General features: G+C 43.7%; 15 protein-coding genes. 10 read left to right on the top strand and 5 right to left on the bottom strand.

Annotated features, from left to right (window positions below; genetic code table 11):
• The first annotated feature begins 14 nt into the window (after positions 1 to 14).
• Genes NYE58_RS24350 through NYE58_RS24340 form a run of 3 tightly spaced genes read left to right on the top strand, consistent with a single transcriptional unit; the run spans position 15 to position 4,823 of the window.
• Positions 15 to 1,760 carry a sensor histidine kinase gene (locus NYE58_RS24350; protein WP_076276063.1) on the top strand — a complete coding sequence of 582 codons (1,746 nt, stop codon included), beginning with the start codon at positions 15 to 17 and terminating at the stop codon, positions 1,758 to 1,760.
• Positions 1,753 to 3,159 carry a response regulator transcription factor gene (locus NYE58_RS24345; protein ID WP_076219822.1) on the top strand — a complete coding sequence of 469 codons (1,407 nt, stop codon included), beginning with the start codon at positions 1,753 to 1,755 and terminating at the stop codon, positions 3,157 to 3,159. Before NYE58_RS24350 ends, NYE58_RS24345 begins: the two co-directional genes overlap by 8 nt.
• Complete coding sequence (locus NYE58_RS24340) at positions 3,156 to 4,823, top strand: extracellular solute-binding protein (RefSeq protein ID WP_076276064.1); 1,668 nt, start codon at positions 3,156 to 3,158, stop codon at positions 4,821 to 4,823. The genes NYE58_RS24345 and NYE58_RS24340 overlap by 4 nt, the downstream gene beginning before the upstream one ends.
• A gap of 53 nt (positions 4,824 to 4,876) precedes the next feature.
• Here NYE58_RS24340 and NYE58_RS24335 read toward each other — a convergent pair whose 3' ends face one another.
• On the bottom strand, positions 4,877 to 5,296 hold the full coding sequence (locus NYE58_RS24335) for a MarR family winged helix-turn-helix transcriptional regulator (RefSeq protein WP_076130769.1): 420 nt from the start codon (positions 5,294 to 5,296) through the stop codon (positions 4,877 to 4,879).
• A 164-nt stretch (positions 5,297 to 5,460) separates the two neighbouring features.
• Here NYE58_RS24335 and NYE58_RS24330 point away from each other — a divergent pair, with 164 nt between their 5' ends.
• Positions 5,461 to 6,921, top strand: coding sequence for an MFS transporter (locus tag NYE58_RS24330; RefSeq protein ID WP_076278765.1), 1,461 nt, complete (start codon positions 5,461 to 5,463; stop codon positions 6,919 to 6,921).
• A 33-nt stretch (positions 6,922 to 6,954) separates the two neighbouring features.
• Here NYE58_RS24330 and NYE58_RS24325 read toward each other — a convergent pair whose 3' ends face one another.
• Positions 6,955 to 8,022 (bottom strand): glycosyltransferase WbsX family protein, encoded by a 1,068-nt coding sequence (locus tag NYE58_RS24325; RefSeq protein WP_076276066.1) that lies wholly within the window; start codon positions 8,020 to 8,022, stop codon positions 6,955 to 6,957.
• Positions 8,023 to 8,035: 13 nt separating this feature from the next.
• Positions 8,036 to 9,073: a glycosyltransferase family protein gene (locus NYE58_RS24320; protein ID WP_076276067.1), complete on the bottom strand. Its 1,038-nt coding sequence runs from the start codon at positions 9,071 to 9,073 to the stop codon at positions 8,036 to 8,038.
• Between the two features lie 207 nt (positions 9,074 to 9,280).
• Between NYE58_RS24320 and NYE58_RS24315 the strand changes: the two genes are divergently transcribed.
• Entirely contained in the window at positions 9,281 to 9,691 is a 411-nt protein-coding gene (locus NYE58_RS24315; protein WP_248548519.1) for a hypothetical protein, read from the top strand.
• 89 nt (positions 9,692 to 9,780) lie between these two features.
• Here the strand turns inward: NYE58_RS24315 and NYE58_RS24310 are convergent, their stop codons facing one another.
• Positions 9,781 to 11,136: a PFL family protein gene (locus NYE58_RS24310; RefSeq protein WP_248548616.1), complete on the bottom strand. Its 1,356-nt coding sequence runs from the start codon at positions 11,134 to 11,136 to the stop codon at positions 9,781 to 9,783.
• Positions 11,137 to 11,153: 17 nt separating this feature from the next.
• A complete protein-coding gene (locus tag NYE58_RS24305; RefSeq protein ID WP_036685776.1) occupies positions 11,154 to 11,423 on the bottom strand; it encodes an ACT domain-containing protein in 270 nt (89 codons plus the stop codon).
• Positions 11,424 to 11,640: 217 nt separating this feature from the next.
• Here NYE58_RS24305 and NYE58_RS24300 point away from each other — a divergent pair, with 217 nt between their 5' ends.
• The 5 genes from NYE58_RS24300 (at position 11,641) to cysI (ending at position 20,814) form a co-directional block, all read left to right on the top strand.
• A complete protein-coding gene (locus NYE58_RS24300; protein WP_076130764.1) occupies positions 11,641 to 13,272 on the top strand; it encodes a diguanylate cyclase in 1,632 nt (543 codons plus the stop codon).
• A 61-nt stretch (positions 13,273 to 13,333) separates the two neighbouring features.
• Positions 13,334 to 13,714: a response regulator gene (locus tag NYE58_RS24295; RefSeq protein ID WP_076219813.1), complete on the top strand. Its 381-nt coding sequence runs from the start codon at positions 13,334 to 13,336 to the stop codon at positions 13,712 to 13,714.
• Positions 13,692 to 16,952 (top strand): ATP-binding protein, encoded by a 3,261-nt coding sequence (locus NYE58_RS24290; RefSeq protein WP_341003220.1) that lies wholly within the window; start codon positions 13,692 to 13,694, stop codon positions 16,950 to 16,952. The genes NYE58_RS24295 and NYE58_RS24290 overlap by 23 nt, the downstream gene beginning before the upstream one ends.
• Positions 16,953 to 17,186: 234 nt before the next feature.
• The gene (locus tag NYE58_RS24285; RefSeq protein ID WP_076219815.1) at positions 17,187 to 19,043 is read left to right on the top strand and encodes an assimilatory sulfite reductase (NADPH) flavoprotein subunit; all 1,857 of its coding nucleotides are present in this window, start codon (positions 17,187 to 17,189) and stop codon (positions 19,041 to 19,043) included.
• Between the two features lie 46 nt (positions 19,044 to 19,089).
• A complete protein-coding gene (gene cysI / locus NYE58_RS24280; protein WP_076276070.1) occupies positions 19,090 to 20,814 on the top strand; it encodes an assimilatory sulfite reductase (NADPH) hemoprotein subunit in 1,725 nt (574 codons plus the stop codon).
• The last annotated feature ends 680 nt before the right edge of the window (positions 20,815 to 21,494 follow it).

Below are 21,494 nucleotides of genomic sequence, written 5' to 3'. Positions count from 1 at the left end.
AGAGGATAATCCAGATGGTAAGAGTACCCCTGCGGAGTCATACTCCAGCTGTCAAATCCTTACGTAATACCTTATTTATCTATCTAGTAATCGGAACACTACTTCCGCTTCTCTTAGTAGGATTCGTAACCTACACCTCTATTTACTCCATCCTTTCAGGTAAAATTGGCAACGGGATCAGCGCTAGTCTGAGACAGGAAGCCTCAAGCCTGGAGAATGCCATCGACAATATGGATTTTGCCTCCAAACAGTTTGCTCTGGACGGTCAGATTGTGCAGGAGATGTCCTCATTTATTCAGGAAAAACAAATTTTTCGCAAATCGCAAATGATGAATTCCATCAACCAGAAGATCAATCTAGTCAATTTTACGAACCCTTATATTGGACTTACAGCCTACATTATGCCGGACAGCGATGATCCCGTTCTGTTCACCAACATGAGCGCACGCAGAAATTTTGATATCAGTACATTGCCGTCTTTTATGCGATATAACGGGGCTGACTATTATGGACCACATCCCACTATGTACGCTGTTGGTGATAATCTCGTATTCTCGGAGCAGCGGATTGTCCGTGTGCCGGGCCAGCATAAGCTTTATATTTATTTGGAGACGAATTATAGTTTGTTTCGCAAAATCTTCAATCAGGAGTCCTACGGGATGAAAGTAAATCATCTGCTGGTCAATCAGCAAGGTAATAGTACAAAAGTGATCGATGGCAAACTTCCGCTAAGTATTATTAAAGCTGCGGGAAGCAACTCCAATCTCACCCATGAAACGCTAAGTGGATATCATCTGTTTCGTTACGCGAGTCCTCAGGGCTGGAAGCTTATTGCCGTTGTGAAAAAATCAGAATTCAACAGTGAAATTTATTCTTGGTTTTATAAAATGATCTTACTTGCCTTCTCCACCCTTCTTTTTGCCGGGTTTCTGGCTTGGATCATCTGGAGGAAAATTTATGGTCCGTTGCGTAAGGTCAACCTTGAAATCAACCGAATGGCGGAAAATGTTACCGCTCCGGTAGCCTATACGAATGTGGAAGAATTTGATTTCGTGCTTACCAACTTTCAGCAGATGAAAAAACAGGTGAATGAGCTGATTGTTGCGGTTGCCCATAATGAGAAACAGAAAAGCCAATTTGAGATTGAGAAGTTGCTCAGCCAGATCAATCCTCATTTTTTGCATAATACCTTAAATACGGTACAGTGGATGGCCCGGCTAAACGGCCAGAAGGAGATCGACAAGCTGGTCACTCTTCTTGTAAAGGTGCTGCATTATAATCTGGGAAAGCAAAGCATCATTGTTACCATTGGCGAGGAAATTGAAGCGATTCGAAATTATATGGAGCTGCAGCGTATTCGTTATGATTATGAATTTGAATTTAACGTTGAAGCTGATGAGGATGTATTGTCTGTGGCTGTCCCGAGATTTTTGCTTCAGCCTCTGGTTGAAAACTCGATTTATCATGGATTAAGCGATAATGGCAAGGTAGATGTTGAGATAACGAAACATGGTGAAGGAGAAGTTCAGTTATGTGTAAAAGATAACGGCGCTGGGATGGATGCAGATACATTAGATCAGCTGTTGTCTGATGATGGAGCGAAAAAACGGGGACTTGGAATTGGTTTTTCATATGTGAACCGGATGCTTAGAACCTATTATGGAGAACAAATGAAGCTAGAGATGTTCAGTAAGCCAGGAGAAGGTACGGTTGTATCCATTGTGATTCCGAGGAAAGGTAAGGAGGACTTCGATGATTAAGGCTGTAGTTGTCGATGACGAGAGACTCGTGCGAAAAGGCTTCATTTCCCTGATTGACTGGTCATCCTTAGGGATTGTTATAGTTGGGGAGGCAGGTGATGGTAAATCTGCTTTGGAGCTGCTTCAACAGCAGGAAGTAGATTTATTATTTGTGGATTTGACCATGCCAGGCATTTCAGGCTTCGAGCTTATTAAAATGGTTAGACAACGGTTCGCAGGCATTCGCTGTGTTGTCCTTACTTGTCATCATGAATTTGACTATGTTCAGGAGGCTATGCGTTTAGGAGCCGTTGACTATATTGTAAAAACACTGCTTGAGATGGAAAATGCGGATGAAACCATCAGACGTCTTGTCGATCGTATTAAATGGGAGGACAATACACGGGATGCTCTGGTTCGTGGGGAAAGTAAACGTATGGCTGCTGATAAGGCTCTGCTGTATTTGCCACTAAATCATCAATGCAATGAAGAAGAATTGTTTCAGCTGTCCAGCGTGAAAAATAATCCGCTCATTACTTTTCATGAGATGTGGATGTCGCCCTTATTACATCGTTTCTCAATAGATGAGAGCAAACGTGAGCTTAAGATCCAGCTATCCGGACGATGGCAGACCGCGCTAATCAGTGGATTGAGAGATCAACCGTTACAGGAATTAGAGGAACAGCTCACTGCGAAATTACGCCGTATTCTATTTTATCATCCTGAACCTGAGGATTTGACCTCATTGAAATATGAAGACATAAAGAAGGAACCAGCGGCTCCCTACTCAAAACAAGAGGCGGATAATCTGCTGGAGCAAGCACAGAATTTGAAGTGGACAATTGATGGAAATGAGTGGGAGAAATTTGTAGCAAACATAATTCAGCAGAAACCCCGTTCTGATCAGTTTCTGGCGTTTGCACACTCTCTAATACAAAGCTGGAGCTCTTTACTTTTAAAGCCTGAAGATGCTGCTCAACTGGAAAGGGACATCTCCCATAATCTGAACTGGTGCCATTGGAAGAACTGGCTGCGGCGATTTTCTGATCATGTGGGACGAAGAATGCTGGAACTTGGATTAACTAAAGAGGTTATGTCCTGTCTTATTCGTGCAGTTCGTTATATGCAGAGCCATGCAGGTGACAAAATCAATCAGAGCGACGTAGCAGCCGTCATTAATATGAGCCGTGGTTATTTCAGCCAATGTTTCGCTCGTTTTGCCGGAGAGACATTTGGTGAATGTTTACGGGGAATGCGGCTGGAGCTTGCCAAATCACTGCTGCTGGAGACTACACTTCCCGTCTGTGAGATTGCTTCGCGGTCCGGTTTTGAGGATGATCGTTATTTCAGCAGATTGTTCAGAGAACGTATTGGTAAATTACCAAGTGAATTCCGTGCGGAGGGGAAAAACCAAATATGAAATTTTGGAAATCTATCCTCCTAGTGTTTATGGTCATTGGAATGACATCATGTCGTGACAATAATGGTATTGTAGATTCGGTTGCAAGCCCTCAGGCAGGGGATGAAGCTACTTCTATCGCTTATAGCAAATATGAGGATCCGATTGTGATCCGAGTAGGGTTTAAGGTTCCCGACTCGCGGCTTAATACAGGTGACAGCAACGATAACAATCCAATCACCCGTTATTTAGAGAGCATTACGAATATCAAAGTGGTTCACTCCTGGGAAGCGAAGGGTGAGGATGCTTTTACGCAAAAGGTACAGCTTGCCATTGATAGCAACGATTTGCCTGATGCCATGGTTGTGGATCGGGATCAACTGAAGAAATTAATTGATAATGATATGATTGAAGATTTGACAGAGACTTATAAAATATATGGATCTGAACTTATCAAGGATATGTACAATTCTACAAAGGGTGAGGCATTAGAGGACGCTTCCCGCGATGGTAAACTATATGGATTACCAAATGTAGCTATTGATGCTGACTCTCCCGTGCTGCTCTGGGTACGTCAGGATTGGCTGGAGAAGCTGGAGCTGCGGCCTCCTCAAACTTTTGAAGACATCGAGAAAATTGCCAAAGCTTTTATTGAAAAAGACCCTGATGGAAATGGAAAAAGAGATACCGTCGGTCTAAGCGGCTACAAAAATATCGTATATGGAACTAAACCATTAGTTAATGGTCTGGATGCTGTGTTTAGTGCATTTCACGCTTTCCCCACGAATTGGATTAAGGATAACAACGGCAATATCGTGTATGGCTCCATTACACCAGAGACCAAACAAGCGCTTGCTAAACTTGCTGATTGGTATAAACGCGGGTTGCTGGATCCGGACTTTGCACTATATAAGGAAACTCAGGAGCCTATTATTACAGGTAAATCCGGGATGTTTTTTGGTCCTTGGTGGATGCCTTATTATCCTTTATCAGAGGCAGTGGCTTTGGATACGAAGGCAGAATGGAGAGCATATGCAGCTCCAGTTGACGATTCCGGTAAGTTTGTCGCTCATTTAGCGCCGGTAACAGATCGATATCTTGTTGTGCGTAAAGGGTTTGAACACCCTGAGGCTGTAATCAAGCAATTAAACGTGTTTACAAGACTCGAAAGAAGACAGGATCCTAATCAAGAGGAGGTAAAAAAGCTGGGTGATTTCTCTGCGCAGACAGGCATTCAGCTGCGTGCATATTATCCGTTCGATCTTCTGATAGATTATAGGGATGCGATTGAGAAACATTATGCTGATATCCAGCAGGCTTTGCACGGAAAGATAGACCCGGATACATTAAATTCTGATACCCGGCTCATTTATGATCAATGGGTAGCGGAAACAGAGCAGCCCAAAAAAGATCTTGAAGGCTGGAAAGCAGCAAATGCGTATAAATACGGAGTAGCTGTGTTAACCTCAACTGCTATAGAGGGAGTGCGTGGGGTCTTTTATGGGAACACCCGGCTTATGAAGACTAAATGGCCGGAACTGCAGAATCTGGAGAATGAGACGTTCTTAAATATCATTGTGGGTGATTCACCGCTTAGTGATTTTGATGCGTTTGTAGCTAAATGGAAGAGTATGGGCGGAGAAGAGATTACGGAAGAAGTTACTGAGCTCGTAAAGCAAAAGTAAACGTGGGATGCCTCAACAGCCTAATGGCTGTGGGACATCCTTTTTCTTATGTTCTATTCTTCGTTTTTGCTGATTTTTTGCAGCAGGAAATGTAGTTGCTCTACTTCTTCATCGGTTAAATGGCCCACAAGGCTTTTATTAAATTCATCTAAGATGGACTGTAAAACTGGGAAGAAATCGATGGCTTTCGGGGTAGGATATAGAAGGTGAGAGCGTCGATCATTAGGATCGTCTTTGCGCTCGATATATCCCGAGTTCTCTAATTGCTTCACAGAACGTGCTGTAGTTGCTTTATCGAACTTCAATTCGGCAGTTAACTGATCCTGAGTAATGCCTGGCCGAGAGAGAATCAATTTAAGAAAGCTATGCTGTCCACCACTACCGATTCCATAGGGGACAAATTGCTTAACCAGTTTCTTTTGATTTTGACGGTGAAGATGGGAAATTAGCTTCCCGATAGGCTCTCTTGCCAATATAGACACCTCTTTGGGTTATATGTTCGTTCATTTGTTGCCTTGAAATAAAGTGTACAATAAAGTCGTTGCGCACGCAACTAAATTGTTGTACACTGGGTATGGCGAGTTTGGTTGCGTGCGCAACTAAACAGTGATTATTAATATTTAATGAGGTGTTAGTTATGAGTTCTGTAAGTGCAACCTATCAGGAGGATAAAGAAATTCAGAAGAAGCGCTGGATGATCTTAATTGTTCTGAATATTTTTACGTTCATGTCCACCCTTGATGGTAGTATTGTCAATATTGCTCTGCCTGAGCTATCCAAACAACTGAAGCTGCCCATGGCGCAAATCGAATGGGTAACAACAGGATATTTAATGGCGATCTGTGCGGCGATCCTTTTCTTCGGCAAGCTTGGAGATATCGTAGGAAAGATTCGAATTTTTAAGATTGGCACGATTGTATTTGTTATTGGATCTATGCTGTGTGGGCTTAGTGTAAGCTTACCAGCCTTAATTGCTTCGCGCGTAATTCAAGCCTTAGGTGCTTCGATGACCATGGCGAACAGTCAGGGAATTGTTACGGATATCTTTCCTGCCACGGAGCGTGGTAAAGCCCTTGGTTTCATTGGTACATTCGTGTCTCTGGGAAGTATAGCCGGTCCAAGTCTAGGCGGGATTATGGTTTCCACCTTAGGCTGGGAGTATATCTTTTGGGTAAACGTCCCTATTGGCCTGATCGCTATATTTTTTGGATGGAAGGTATTGCCTAAGGATTTAACGAGAGTGAAATCTTCGATTGATGTGCCGGGCAGTTTACTGTTCGCTGTCTTTATCATTACTTTGTTCGCAGGATTATTACTAGGTCAACAGCTTGGATATGGTAACAGCTTAATTGTTACATCAATAATTGTTGCTGTAGTCAGCTTCGTTGCTTTCATATGGATGGAGCTTCGCAGAAAAGAACCGCTGTTGCAGCTGTCATTATTTAAGAATCCGTTGTTTTCTTTAAGTATCTTATGTGGTTTTCTCGTATTTACAGCGAATTTCTGCTTCAATATTATCGCGCCGTTTTATGCACAGAACATGCTTAATTTATCGCCATTCTATGCAGGCTTTTTGTTAATGCTGTTGCCGATATGTATGGTAGTCGTGGCTCCAATGAGTGGAGCGCTATCGGATAAAATAGGCTCGGAATTTTTGACTTTTGCAGGGCTGGTGGTCATGGTTATTGCGCAGTTCGGATTAGCACAGCTTCATGTAGGAAGCTCTGTTGTGCTGGTAGGTGTGTGGATCGCTATGCTGGGGATAGGAAGTGGTTTATTTCAATCGCCGAACAATTCGCTTGTCATGTCTAAGGTACCAAGAACACAGCTTGGTTCTGCGGGTAGTGTCAATTCGTTAGTTCGTAATGTGGGTATGGTTGTCGGCATAACAATTGCTACTACAATTCTTTTTCAAGTGATGAGCAGTAAAGCCGGCTATAGGGTGACAGGGTTAGTTCCTGGTCGGCCAGAGTTATTTATCGAGGGCATGCATGTAGTGTTTGTAACCTCGGCATCGATATGTCTAGTGGCTGCTTTATTAACTGGCTGGAGATTGGTGAGTGCAAGAAGCGCCAGAGTGCAGTCATCGGAAAGATAACATACCATGAAAAAGATCCTTCTGGCGCTACGGCTAAGAAGGATCTTCTTTGTGATGAAACTGTAAGGCTTCCTTAACGGCTTGCAAGTATTGATATTGATAACGTACATCCGGTTCTAGGTAGGCCCCTTCAGCCCATTCATTCCAGGCGTTGATATAAATATATTCACTTTTGAACATTTTTTTGGCGCGCTCAATTTGTCGTGAAAGGTATTGGCCGAATTTTTGAGGATTAGCGCCTAAGGTGCTTTGTCCGGCAGGGCCTTTACGTGGTGTGTTATCCCAGTTGACAAAGGCTCCCGGATATATGATTTCTCCGTCTCTATGGGGTGTCCGCTCCAACATAGATTCCCATAACTCATCATAATCAATTACGATATGCCTCTGATCCTCCACCTGCTTTGAGCTCCATAAATGCTTAACCCCGCCATGTGCGAATGTGTAATGCGGCTCAAATTCCAGACTGGCATCGAATCCTTGCTCTTTCTTTAGAGGGAAACCGCCCAGTGTCCGGACCAGATGAAGTCCTTTAAGTCCGTTCTGCAGAGCCAATTCGCGCCAATATTGAAGCATTTCTTCACAGTGCGGGATACTAGCAGACCGATAAATGATAAAGACAGGCTTATCCTCCACCCGGATATAACGATCATCTTTGAAGGCTTCCAGCAAAGCAAAAAAGTGCATTCGCCAATCCCGTTGTTCTCCGTATTCCTGTGGCATCAGGACATCCTCTTCGGTACCATCCCAGCTACGTGTCCAGGGTTCGTTAGCCCAAGAAAGGCAAAAGGGGAAGTCAGGCTCTTTGCTCGCAAGAATCTGCTGAACCGGTTGTTCCAGCAGCCGCCTGCCATTAAACCAATAGTGATAATAACAAAAACCGTAAATGCCATGAGCCCTTGCCGTCTCTGCCTGCCATTGTTTCACTTTAGGATCCGTTAAATCATAGTAGTAATTATTTAATGGCTTCTTGGGCTGATCATGTTCAGGATAAAGGGCTGCAGCCTTCCTGACATTTGTCCATTCTGTAAAACCCTCACCCCACCAGGAATCGTTCTCAGAGATCTGATGAAACTGAGGCAATACAAAAGCAATGCATTTCAAGTCAGGTCACCCCCTATGGTTCCTTGAATATTTTTCTCAGCAGTAACTTTCCTTGCTGGATATAAGAATGGTTATATTTAAGTTCCTTTAGGGCACGAGAGGCAGAAATTCTTCTTTCTTCACTATGTGAAAAATAGTGCTTAAAGCTATCGGAGAGCTCTTTGAAGTTCTGGAAACGAATGAGATCTTCTTCTGCAATTCGGTAATTATGAAGATGGGGATGATCCTCCACTAACTGAAATACACCGCAAGCGGTGACCTCCATAATCTGCTGCACAGAACCAGTGCAATTGATGACGATTTTTGCTCCATTATAATAGCTGGACATATCTTCACTATGGGTGATATCAATGAAATTTCTGGGGGGTTCCCAACCACGCCCGGCGATCATTACCTTAAGGCCTTGAAGTAGGTCTGAATATGCCAATGTGTAAAGCACACTATCGATTTGAAAATCGCCAAGAATGAGTACATCACTCTGATAACAGTCCTCCACACGTCTTGGATAATAGAGATCCGTATCCGCAGCATATGGGAGATAGCTGGAGTGTTTGCCCCATAAACCCTGGTAATAGATCAGATTAGCTATGTTCTGTGTGAAAATATAATCGAATAACAATGCCAGATTACGTTCTGTTGGAGTAAGACAAGCGGCATCTGCCATCCATACCGCTTTGGGAACATTGGAAGCTTTCAGAGCAGGGAGGTTCTCCTCCGGAAATAGGGTCTCCGATCCTAGAGCTAATATTAGATCAGGTTGAAAATGGGCTAAATATTCCTCCAGATTATGCTGGAATTTAATAGCAAGTACTTCTTTGACCAGATGCCTTAGTTGATCTTTAAAAAGTCGTACATTAGGCATTTTACCGCTTGCCTCTGTAGGAACCAGCAGCAATATTCTTAATTGTTTGAGTTCCCGTTGCAAAGGCTCTGCTCTATAAGAGTTCATCTCTAGGATGAGGTTATGGTGTTGCGATGGATTAACTTGGCTGATGGTGACTTCGTGACTTGAAGGCCTTTCAGGAGTGAGCCTATTAGCTGTCTTCTTCATAATTCCTCCTGTGTTCTGTGGAGCCAGTCGTCCGCTCTAGCACCGAGTCTTGCTAATCATTATATGTGTAGGGGGTTATTTTGACTTTAGGTATAAGACCATTAATCAGAGTCTCGAAGATAAAAAGCGGATTTAGTGAAAGCTGTATATCTATCTATGACAGGGCTGGCTTGTTTAACATAAGATGTACTATAAAACCTGAAAGGGATGATCGCCTTGCCAACCTTCGATAGCGTTCTAGTTACAGGAAGTCAGACCATTCAAAATGATCTGCACGTTAATGGAAATGAGACTATCGATTCGAATCTGCATTTGAATGGTAGTCAGACTATAATGGGAAGCCTAAATGTGAACGGCAGTGAATCCATACTCGGTCATCTGGGGGTTACCGGTGAAATTAGCGGGGCAGGCACCATCAGAGCTGCAACCCGGTTGATCGCTACGAACCAAGCAACATTGCCACCAGGCGCTCCTACCAGCCTGCAACAGGTTCGATACTTTTCTGTAGGTGCTGTAGGTCAGACGGGTCTCGTGCTGAAGGGCACAGATGGAAATGATTATGTATTATTTATCGATTTGACTGGCGGAACGCCTAATATCGGCATTCAACGGGCTTAATCAAGATAAACTAATATTCTCAGCTTTAAAATATAAAAAAACAGCAAGTCTCCTAAGTACAAATAGGGACTTGCTGTTAGAGGTTTCTATTAATTCTTAAAGCTATGAATTGGTGCAGGGATTCGTCCGCCACGATTAACGAAATTCGCGCAGTTGAAGCCATTCACTGCCATAACTGGTGCATATCCGAGCAGGCCGCCAAATTCGACCATTTCACCAACGTCCTTGCCGATTACTGGAATCACGCGAACCGCAGTGGTTTTGTTATTCACCATGCCGATTGCAGCTTCATCCGCGATGATGCCGGAAATGGTCTCCTTGGTGGTGCTTCCGGGGATAGCGATCATATCCAGTCCCACGGAACACACACAGGTCATAGCTTCCAGCTTCTCTAGTGTAAGGGCACCCCGCTGAACCGCTTGAATCATGCCGTGATCTTCACTGACTGGAATAAAGGCTCCACTAAGTCCACCTACATAGGAGGAGGCCATTACGCCACCTTTTTTAACATTGTCATTTAGGATCGCCAGAGCAGCGGTTGTTCCCGGAGCCCCAGCTTCCTCCAGACCCATGACTTGAAAGATTTCGGCAATGGAATCTCCGATTTCTGGAGTAGGAGCTAAGGATAGATCGATAATCCCAAAAGGAACATTCATCCGTTTGGAAGCCTCTTGAGCAACTAGCTGACCGACACGTGTGACTTTGAAGGCTGTCCGTTTAATGGTTTCACATAAGGTTTCAAAATCCTGTCCTCGAACCTCTTCAAGCGCACGTTTGATGACACCAGGACCGCTGACGCCAACGTTGATGACACATTCCCGCTCTCCAACCCCGTGAAATGCTCCGGCCATAAAAGGGTTGTCCTCAACGGCATTACAGAAGACTACCAGCTTGGCGCAGCCGATGGAATCCCGATCCTTGGTGCGTTCCGCAGTTTGGATAATGATATCACCCATTAATTTCACAGCATCCATGTTGATTCCACTTCTGGAGGAACCGACATTGACCGAGGAGCAGACTCTTTCAGTGACTGCCAATGCTTCTGGAATACTGTCGATCAGAATACGATCGCCTTTGGTGCAGCCTTTTTGTACAAGTGCAGAGAAGCCGCCGATAAAGTTAACGCCTACCTCTTTTGCAGCCTTGTCCAGGATTTCAGCAACAGGTACATAGGTATCTGTCTTCACCGCACCAGCGGCAATAGCGATGGGTGTGACAGAAATCCGTTTGTTAACGATAGGAACCCCAAATTGTCTTTCCAGATCTTCACCCGTCTTTACGAGCTTTTCAGCGGATCTGGTGATTTTGTCATATACATTTTGATTAAAGGTGCGCATATCCGTGTGGGCACAATCCATGAGGCTGATCCCCATCGTTATGGTACGCACATCCAGATTCATTTCACGAATCATCTTATTCGTTTCTTGTACTTCCACTAGTGATATCATGGTCAGCCATCCTCCTAGATTCGGTGCATAATATTAAAAATATCCTCATGCTGAAGCTTGATTTCCACGCCAATCGATTCGCCAAGCAAATGTAATTCCTCTACAATATTCTCAAAAGCTTTAGTTGAGCTAGAAATGTCTACAATCATCATCATGTTAAAATAATCTTGAACAATCGTTTGCGAAATATCCAGAATGTTCAAATTGTGTTCGGCTAGATATGTACATACTTTTGCGATAATCCCTACTTTATCTTTTCCTAATACAGTAATAATCCCCTTCATGAATACAGCCTCCCTTTGTATTTGTTGATTTCACCGTGTATACGGAATGAACCATTCCAACTATTATTGCAAATGATGAAACAAGCTTCAACCAAAGGTTTTTTGTCAGTTTGATTAAATATTTATTTTGGCAGCTGAAATTATAGAAAATTCATTTGACAGCCTATAAAAAATGTGATGAACTGAGAGTTTGATATGATAGTCTGAAGGAGTAAATATGACTACACAAAAATATAAAGACATGGTTGAGCAAAGAACGAAGATGACCCTCCAGGAATGGACGGAACAGGCGGAAGTGAAGGAAAAGGACATTTATCGTTTTTTGCATAATTTAAAAGGCACTGCTGGAACTGTCGGATTACCGGATGTCGAACAATTTGCCGAGGATACGCTGCCCTATTTCATGGAAAGCAGTCTTAAGAGTTGGTCAGTCGAGGAATGGGGGGATTATTTATATCCACTGATTCCATTGTTTAATGTCCATTCATTGGCAGCTTCAAGCTCTGTCAAAGCATTGGATAAAAAGGGACCTGCTGAGACGCTCACGCAGAATGATATTCTTCTTATCGACGATGATGTAGAGTTAGTTGCTTATCTGAAAGAGTCGTTGGAGAGGCAGAATTACTATGTAAGCATTGCCTTATCTGCTGAACGGGGACTTAAAATCTTTTATGAAACGAAACCAGATCTCATTCTGCTGGATATTCTTTTACCGGATAAAAGCGGGATTGAGGTGTTGAACCAAATTATCGGCAAGGCTAAAAAAGAACGAATTCCCATTATTATTATAAGCGGGGAGTACTCCAAAGCGACGCAAATGCAGGCGTATTCGCTGGGAGTGATGGATTTTTTACCGAAGCCTGTAGATATTGATTTATTTCTGGTATTGATCAAAAATCGCTTTCAGCTCAAAAGAGAATGGCAGGAGTCCATCATCGTCGATGATTTGACCGGCGCATTTAATCGCAAACACTTCAATCAAGTCATGAAGCAGCTGATTGGTGATTTTAAGCGGACCAACCGCGTATTTTCGTTAGCGCTGATTGATTTGGATTATTTTAAAAACGTTAATGATACATATGGTCACCTAATCGGAGACGAAGTGCTGCAGGGCTTTTCCGAGCTTGTGAAGAATTCCATCCGTCTGGAGGATACCTTTTGCCGTTATGGGGGAGAAGAGTTTGCAGTGTTCTTACCTCACACGGATGCGGAATCTGCAATGTTGGTTATACAACGTATTCAAGAGCGGTTTGCGGCGACTGATTTTTTTGCGAAAAATGAAATCTTTCATGTGACTATCTCTAGCGGGATTTCTGAGGTAACAGATGCCGAGAATATAGCCGATAAATTGATTGAGGAAGCAGATCAGGCTCTTTATGCCAGTAAGCATGCTGGAAGGAATCAGACAACGCTTTATTCGGACCATTTATCCACTACTAAAAAGCATTCGGTTCTGAATGTGATTGTTGTGGATGACGATACGCTAATTCGGAGAATTGTGACCAGTCAGTTCGCCATTTGGGAGCCGGAGAATATTGCTGAGGTGAAGGTTAGCAGCTATGCGAATGGGCTTGATTTCCTGCAATCGGATTGGTATGCCGTGGATGAGAAGTATATTATTTTGCTGGATGGTGTGATGCCTGATCTGGATGGAGTAGAAGTTCTGGAAAGAATCCGCAAAACGTATCCGGAAGTAAATATATTAGTGATCATGTTGACGGGAAGAAACAATCAGGCGGATATTGTACATGCCCTGCAGATGGGTGCCGATGATTACGTAGTCAAACCGGTCCATATGCCTGAGTTATTGTCGAGGATAGAGCGGTTGGCTCATAGATTTTTGTTCTAATTGGGTTCTGAATATGTTGTGAGCACCAGGAGAGATCTAAAGCGGAGGGAACTAGGCAGCTATGCAAAAGGTAATGGTAGTGGATGATGAAGAAGTATTACGAATGTTAATCGTAGACACCTTAGAAGATTTGGAAGACGTGGAGATCCACACTGCCGAGAACGGATTAGAGGCGCTTTCAAAATTGTCACAGGATCATTATGATTTGGTGATATTGGATTATATGATGCCTGAAATGACAGGGATTGAAGTCCTAGGCCAACTGGATGATGAGAAAAAGAAGGCTACAGCTATTTTAATGTTAACAGCCAAAGCCCAAGATGTAGATCGTCTTCGAGCGGTAGATGCAGGCGTACGTTATTTTATGCCAAAACCTTTTAGTCCGATGGAACTCTTGCAGATTGTGGAGGGGATCCTAAGTGACAAAGGGAAGCAGCTCTAATCACAGTATTAAAAATAGATATTTTCGTATCATTGCCTTGGTTTTTTCGTTAATCATTCTTATGGGATCTGTATTTTTGTTTTTCATAAACAATGAGCAGAACAAATTAAGTAGAGACCGTGAAGTTCTGCAAAATAAGGCGGACACGATTAACGAATTGGCGACTGCGTTAAATGAGGTTTTTTTCCGAGCGAGGGGATTCAGCGCACTTAAGAGTAACAATGAATTAGAGCTCTTAAACTTAGGACTTGTTAACTTTGATAAGATTCTGGAAACCTATTCTAATCTCAATTTATCTCCGGAAGAAGCCTTGTTTAGAGATGGTTTGAAAGCCTTTTATGTTCAGTACAAAACTAAAGTTTTGCCGGAAGCGATTCGGTTTGTCGAGGCAGACGATTATGTGTCTTTGAGAGCTCTATCCGCAGATGGCAACACGAAATCAGTAAATGATTTTTTAATGTATACAAAAGAGTACAAGGAACGATCCGATGCCTCATTAAATACTATGGCTATGGATTACATCAAACGTGCCAATGAGTTTACCTTTATCGCATTCTTTTTCAGCACGATTATTCTGCTAATCTTCACCTTTATGATCTGGCGGATTCTGAAGAACCTAATAGATCCTATTCTGAAGCTGGAAGGGGCAACCCATTCCCTGGCTGCAGGAGAAGAAATTCTTCTGGGCAAGCTTAAGAATCAAGATGAAATTGGCCGACTTTATTATGCTTTTCTAAATATGGCTAGAAGTATTCAAGATAAAGAAGAAGAATTGATGATGCAGAATGAAGAGCTGCATGCGCAGCAGGATGAACTTCAGGATCAGCAATATAGGCTGCAGCGCTCGCTTAGTGAAATTGAGAGTATGATGAAAGCCTTGGATCAATCGTCTGCCGTCGGAATTCTTACTGCTAAAGGTGTCTTTACCTACGCGAATGATAATTTAAGTGGATATACCCGCTATAAAAAGTCTGAGATTATCGGTTACACCTATAAGTTATTTGAACTTTATAATCTCTCTGATGAGGGTTATCAGAAAATCTTTAACAAATTAAATACAGGCGGAGTGTGGAACAATGAGCTGCAGATTCTAGCCAAAGACGGATTGCCCATCTGGCTGCATCTGACGATTGTGCCGTACCTGAATGAAGAGGGTGTGATTTATCAATACATCCTTATTGCGAACGATATCACCTCAATGAAAAGCGTACAGCAGGAGCTAGCCGAAACGTTAAAAAACACAGAACAGACCAAGATGATGCTTGAACTTAATAATCAGCTCAATCATGATATTACTTATACTTTGGATAAACATGAATTTGCCGATAAGTTTATTGAGTTTATGCATCGCCTGTATGCCTTTGATTCGAGTTTCTTCCTGCTTGTGAAAGATAATATCGCGGCTGTGAAAGGCATTCCGCAGGAGAATGTGGAGCGTTATCTTGATCATGAGAATAATGAGATGTTATATCGCTTGCAAGCGGAAAAAACGTACCTAATCAAGCGCCTGGCCACACAATCAGAGCAAGGGATTTCTGCGAGTGAGGTCTATGTTTACGACTTCTACACTACTGTTGTGAACGCAGAGGATGAGATTCTTGCAGTGTTCTGTGGCAGCCGGATTGGTTATTCCTTCAGCAAAGAAGAGATTAATGAGGTTCAAGGGATGATGAACCGCGTAGCGCTGGCGATTGAACGTTTATTCATGTATGAAGAGATTGAACATGGCCGAAAGCTGAATCGGGACATCGTAAATAATGTGAACGAGGGCATACAATTTGTGAATACAGAAGGTATGCTCCTGCAGATGAATAAAGCGTTGAGCAACATTTTTAATTATGAGTGGACAGAAGGAGCTTTGATTCCCCGTCAGAAATGGATGGATTATTTCATTGAGCACTCGAATGAGAATCATGAACTTCGGATGTTTTTTGAAAAAGCGATTGCTGAGGATGCTCTGGAATCCAGCAGCATGCAATACTCCATTGGAACTGAATCGATGAAGCATATTGATGTGTATGCGATCCCTGTATTCCGTCGCGAACTGCGTATTGGTACATTGTTTGTCTACAGAGATATCACTAGAGAATATGAGCTGGATCTTATGAAATCTGATCTTGTCAGTACGGTAAGTCATGAGCTAAGAACACCGCTATCGAGTGTACTTGGTTTCACAGAACTGTTATTATCTAAGACCATGAAGCCTGAGAAGCAGCTTAAATATCTGGAGACGATTCATAAAGAAGCTAAACGACTGACGGAGCTCATTAATGATTTTCTTGATTTGCAGAGAATGGAGTCAGGTAAGCAGCAATATATCACGGAGCATTTGAATCTCAGTGAAATTGTATTAGGTGTAATTGATCAATATAAACTGAGCAGTACCCATCATGTGCTCCTAGTGGATGAGGCTTTAAATGCGGATGTTGATGTGGACAAGGATAAGATTGTCCAAGTTCTGACGAATCTGTTAAGTAATGCGATTAAATTCTCGCCTGATAACAATGAAGTTAAAGTACTGCTGCATAACGAGTCGGATAGAATTATTGTACGTATCCAGGATAATGGTCTTGGCATTCCTAAGGATCAAATAGGACAGCTATTCCAAAAATTCAGAAGAGTGGATAATAGCGCCTCTAAAAGAATTGGAGGAACAGGACTCGGACTTGCTATCTGTAAGGAGATCATTGAGAAACAAAAGGGAAATATCGGTATAGATTCCGTAGAAGGAGAGGGCACTACCGTCTGGTTTAGCCTCCCTATCCTCCATGCGGAAGCGAGCCGGCAACAGGATGAGCTTAATAAATGGAGCACCGATAAAGAGCTCAAGCCTAATGTAATGATCGTTGAAGATGATTACAGTCTTTCGTTGCTTTTATCAGAAGAGCTTAAAGGGAAGGGCTTCCGTGTTACCCATCATTACCATCCACAGCAAGCTTTTGATCAGGCCTTGAAAACACCATTTGTGGCGATTGTGGTAGATTTGATGTTGGGTGAAGAGCTGGATGGCTGGGATTTGATCCGAATGCTTAAAGAAGATCCAAGAACTGAAAATATACCTATCGTTATTTCTTCTGCTCTGGATCAATCGGATAAGAACCAATTAAACGATGTAATTCAAAAATATTTAACTAAACCTTATCCGCCCGGCGAGCTGTCGAATACGCTTGAGGAGATAGTGAAGATTAAGACGGGGATCGGCGAGGTGTTATTTCCCGAAAGTAAGCAAAAATTATAGCTTTTATTTATCACAATATTTTATAAATAGTATCACTTTTTATAATGAAACCGATCAAAACAGGTTAAATCATACTGTTTTGATCGGTTTTTACGTACTTTATAGATGATTTTTCAATAAAATACAATTATTAGGGTAAATCGACATCATTGATCGTTTACAATTATTGTGATAGCCTGATTTCATGAGGTACGGATCATCAGAAGATTTCATGTTTAGGAGAGGTGGATATTGTTGCAACTACAGGTAACGAACAGTCCTTTTAACGAGAGCCAAGTCGAGCTACTCAATCGTCTTCTACCATCCTTAACGGAGACACAGCAAATATGGCTTAGCGGTTATTTGTCAGCCATGGGCTTTACTACTGCACCATCGGCAGGTGCCGGGGTTCAAGCAGTACAATCAAATACGATAGGAAATGTGGAAGGTAGTGCCGTTAGTCAACCTGCAGCTTCACGTGAAGTGACCGTGTTGTTTGGGTCCCAGACAGGGAACTGCCAACGGCTGGCTGGGAGCTTGTCCCGCAAGCTGGAGGAGCAAGGATTTCAGGTCACACTCACTGCGATGAACAGCTTTAAGCCCAATGCGCTTAAGAAGGTTGAGAACCTCCTATTGCTGGTCAGTACACACGGTGAAGGCGAGCCGCCAGATAATGCACGGATGTTCCATGAATTTCTCTATAGCAAAAGAGCTCCTCAATTAGAGAATCTGAAGTTCTCAGTGCTGGCACTGGGGGATACCTCCTATGAATTCTTTTGTCAGACCGGCAAGGACTTCGATCAGCGGCTTGAGGAACTTGGCGGCAAGCGGTTAAGTCCGCGTGTGGATTGTGATCTTGATTATGATGATTCGGTTACCGAGTGGTTTGAAGGCGTCATTAGTGCCTTAAATGCACATTTAAATGCTCCGGCCATTGCGGCAAAAGCGGTTCAAGCTGCAGAAGACGCAGATTCTCAGGAGCCTTTGTATACCCGCAACAATCCTTTTAAAGCGGAAGTATTGGAGAATCTAAATCTGAACGGACGTGGTTCTGACCGTGAGACCCGCCATTTGGAGCTATCCCTAGAAGGTTCTAACATACAATTTGAGCCAGGGGATGCGCTGGGTGTCTATCCGGAGAATCATCCTGAATTGGTAGACGCTATTATTCATACTATGGGCTGGAATCCTAATGATATTGTTCCATTAAATAAAAAAGGGGAAGACGGCACCTTACGTGAGGCCCTTCTTCACCACTATGAAATCACTGTATTGACCAAACCGTTACTTGAACAAGCGGCGAAGTTATCTTCTTCTAACCAATTAAGTGATCTATTGTCGCCAGAACGTGCGCAACAGCTTAAGGAATATATTCAAGGCCGCGATCTGCTCGATTTAGTTCAGGACTTCTCTCCATGGGAGGGTTCGGCCAGTAGCTTTGTGACTATTTTGCGCAAGCTTCCGGCACGACTCTATTCAATTGCCAGCAGCTATAAAGCTAATCCAGATGAGGTTCATTTAACGGTTAGAGCTGTACGTTATGAGGCACATGGCCGTGAGCGTTATGGGGTCTGCTCGGTACATTGTGCTGAAAGAGTCCAGCCGGGAGATACGTTGCCCATCTACATTCAACATAATCCGAACTTTAAGCTTCCGACGAATCCTGATGCACCGATCATTATGATTGGACCGGGCACAGGTGTTGCACCCTTCCGCTCTTTCCTGGAGGAACGTGGCGAGCTTGGGGCGGAAGGTAAATCATGGCTGTTCTACGGAGATCGGCATTTTGTGACGGACTTCCTCTATCAGACGGACTGGCAGAGAATGCTTAAAGACGGCTTGTTAACTAAGCTGGATGTTGCTTTCTCCCGTGATACCGAAGAGAAAGTATATGTTCAGCATCGCATTCTGGAAAAGAGCCGCGAGGTCTACGAATGGCTGCAAGCGGGAGCTCATATTTACATTTGCGGAGACGAGAAGCATATGGCACATGATGTTCATTCTGCTCTGATTACTGTCATCCAGCATGAGGGTGGTCTGAGTCCTGAAGAAGCGGCAGCTTATTTGGATAATATGCAGCAGGCGCAGCGCTACCAACGTGATGTTTACTAATGGATAGAGGAAAGTTATCGAATGACTTCGGGGGGAGATAACAACAATGGCAAACAATGAAAAGGTTAAGCCGATCGGCGGGCCTCCAAGCGATGTTGAGCACATTAAGCAAGAGAGTAACTATCTGCGGGGCGCGCTTGTTGAGACATTAAGCAATCCGATTACCGGAGGCTTGCCGGAAGATGATAATCGGCTGCTGAAATTTCACGGAAGCTATATGCAGGACGATCGGGATTTACGCAACGAGCGTGAACGGCAAAAGCTGGAGCCTGCATTCCAGTTCATGCTTCGTGTAGTTGCCCCAGGCGGGGTAGCGACACCAGAGCAGTGGCTAGTGATGGATGATCTGGCACAAAAATACGGCAATGGAACCTTACGTCTGACTACCAGACAGGCGTTTCAAATGCATGGGGTACTCAAATGGAATCTTAAGAAAACCATCCGCAGCATTAATGATACGCTGATGACGACGCTGGCAGCTTGCGGCGATGTTAACCGTAACGTAATGAGTAATCCGAATCCTTACCAGTCAGAGGTGCATGCAGAGGTCTACGAATGGGCGCGCAAAGTAAGTGATCACTTATCACCACGTACGCCTGCTTACCATGAAATCTGGTTGGACGGTGAGAAGGTAGTAGATAGCTTAGGCGAACGTGCGGAAGTAGAACCGATCTATGGACCGGTATATTTACCGCGTAAATTCAAGATAGGTCTAGCGGTGCCTCCTTCTAATGATGTGGATGTATTCTCGCAAGATCTGGGTTTTATCGCTATTCTGGAAAATGAGAAGCTAGTCGGCTTCAACGTTTCTGTAGGCGGCGGTATGGGGATGACTCATGGCGATACCAGTACTTATCCTCAGTTGGGACGTATAATTGGTTTTTGCCGTCCGGAACAGTTAATTGATGTGGCAGAAAAGACCGTAACAATCCAGCGGGATTATGGTAATCGCTCTGTCCGCAAAAATGCACGGTTCAAATATACGATTGACCGCCACGGTCTGGAATGGTTCGTAGACGAACTGCATGAAAGACTCGGATGGCAGCTTGAAGCAGCACGTGATTATCATTTTGATCACAACGGAGACCGTTACGGCTGGGTGAAGGGGACCAACGGAAAATGGAATCTGACACTTTATATCCAAAGCGGACGGATTCATGACCAAGAAGGATACACCTTGATGAGTGGCTTGCGGGAGATTGCTAAGATTCATACTGGAGATTTCCGGCTAACGCCGAATCAGAATCTAACGATTGCCAACGTCACTACTGCCAAAAAACGCAAAGTAGCTGAGCTGGCTAAACAGCATGGACTAACAGATGGAGCACATCTTTCTGCATTGCGGCGCAGCTCCATGTCCTGTGTAGCACTGCCAACCTGCGGACTTGCGATGGCTGAAGCGGAACGCTATCTGCCTTCGCTGATAGATAAGCTGGAGCTTGTTATAGATAAAGCTGGTTTGCGGGACGAGGAAATTGTGATCCGAATGACCGGCTGTCCTAATGGCTGTGCTAGACCGGCGTTGGGTGAAATCTCGTTTATCGGAAAGGCTCCAGGCAGATATAATATGTATTTAGGAGCAGGCTTTACGGGTGATCGCCTCAATAAAATGTATAAAGAAAACATAGATGAGAAGGAGATCCTAGAGACGCTTGAACCTATTCTTCACCGATATGCCAAAGAACGTCAACAAGGCGAGCATTTTGGAGATTTCGTGATCCGTGCAGATTATGTTAAAGCCGTTACCTCTGGACTTAATTTCCATGACTAAATGAAAGTAGATTTAAAAATGTCCCGGGGCCAGTTGATGGCTGCCGGGATTTTTGTGGTTTGGGCTTAGTTAGATGCGCGGGGTGTCGTGTCGTACACATAATGCTCCAGAGGTAAAGAACGGTAGGTGAGCGCAGACGAGTAGTAGACGAATAGTAGATGAGTAGTAGATGAGGGGCCGATGAGTAGTAGATGAGCAGTAGATGAGCGCAGAAGAGCGGCAGTAGACTAACAAGGTGACGGACTCAGGAGCCCTTATTTCCTGAAATCTTGCCAATTTGCCGAGTATTCGGACCCCAGCGCCGTTATGGGGATGAAAAGAGACAGGAACAGGCCTTTTTCAGAGGAATAGCGCCTCTCCAGTCCGAAAGTTGCTCAAAACGGCTCAAATCGTACAAATAGCGTCATCTGAGTCCGAAAATCATAACAGAGTGCTCCAAAGGTAAAGAACGGCAGATGAACAGTAGATGAGCATAGACGAGCGGCAGTAGACTAACAAGGTGACGGACTCAGGAGCCCTTATTTCCTGAAATCTTGCCAATTTGACGAGTATTCGGACACCAGCGCCGTTATGGGGATGAAAAGAGACAGGAACAGGCCTTTTTCAGAGGAATAGCGCCTCTCCAGTCCGAAAGTTGCTCAAAACGGCTCAAATCGCACAAATAGCACAAATAGCGTCAT

The sequence above is a fragment of the Paenibacillus sp. FSL L8-0708 genome (assembly GCF_038009325.1).
In the GTDB taxonomy this organism is placed as follows: domain Bacteria; phylum Bacillota; class Bacilli; order Paenibacillales; family Paenibacillaceae; genus Paenibacillus_AQ; species Paenibacillus_AQ odorifer.
Note: the sequence above shows the minus strand (reverse complement) of the source record. Positions and strands in the feature narration are given on the sequence as shown.

What these genes read in the sequence shown, in the direction of transcription:
- cysI (WP_076276070.1), top strand. Translation starts at nt 19,090, where the DNA reads ATGGCAAACAATGAAAAGGTTAAGCCGATCGGCGGGCCTCCAAGCGAT.
- NYE58_RS24295 (WP_076219813.1), top strand. Translation starts at nt 13,334, where the DNA reads ATGCAAAAGGTAATGGTAGTGGATGATGAAGAAGTATTACGAATGTTA.
- NYE58_RS24320 (WP_076276067.1), bottom strand. Translation starts at nt 9,073, where the DNA reads ATGAAGAAGACAGCTAATAGGCTCACTCCTGAAAGGCCTTCAAGTCAC.
- NYE58_RS24315 (WP_248548519.1), top strand. Translation starts at nt 9,281, where the DNA reads ATGATCGCCTTGCCAACCTTCGATAGCGTTCTAGTTACAGGAAGTCAG.
- NYE58_RS24305 (WP_036685776.1), bottom strand. Translation starts at nt 11,423, where the DNA reads ATGAAGGGGATTATTACTGTATTAGGAAAAGATAAAGTAGGGATTATC.
- NYE58_RS24340 (WP_076276064.1), top strand. Translation starts at nt 3,156, where the DNA reads ATGAAATTTTGGAAATCTATCCTCCTAGTGTTTATGGTCATTGGAATG.
- NYE58_RS24330 (WP_076278765.1), top strand. Translation starts at nt 5,461, where the DNA reads ATGAGTTCTGTAAGTGCAACCTATCAGGAGGATAAAGAAATTCAGAAG.
- NYE58_RS24345 (WP_076219822.1), top strand. Translation starts at nt 1,753, where the DNA reads ATGATTAAGGCTGTAGTTGTCGATGACGAGAGACTCGTGCGAAAAGGC.
- NYE58_RS24350 (WP_076276063.1), top strand. Translation starts at nt 15, where the DNA reads ATGGTAAGAGTACCCCTGCGGAGTCATACTCCAGCTGTCAAATCCTTA.
- NYE58_RS24300 (WP_076130764.1), top strand. Translation starts at nt 11,641, where the DNA reads ATGACTACACAAAAATATAAAGACATGGTTGAGCAAAGAACGAAGATG.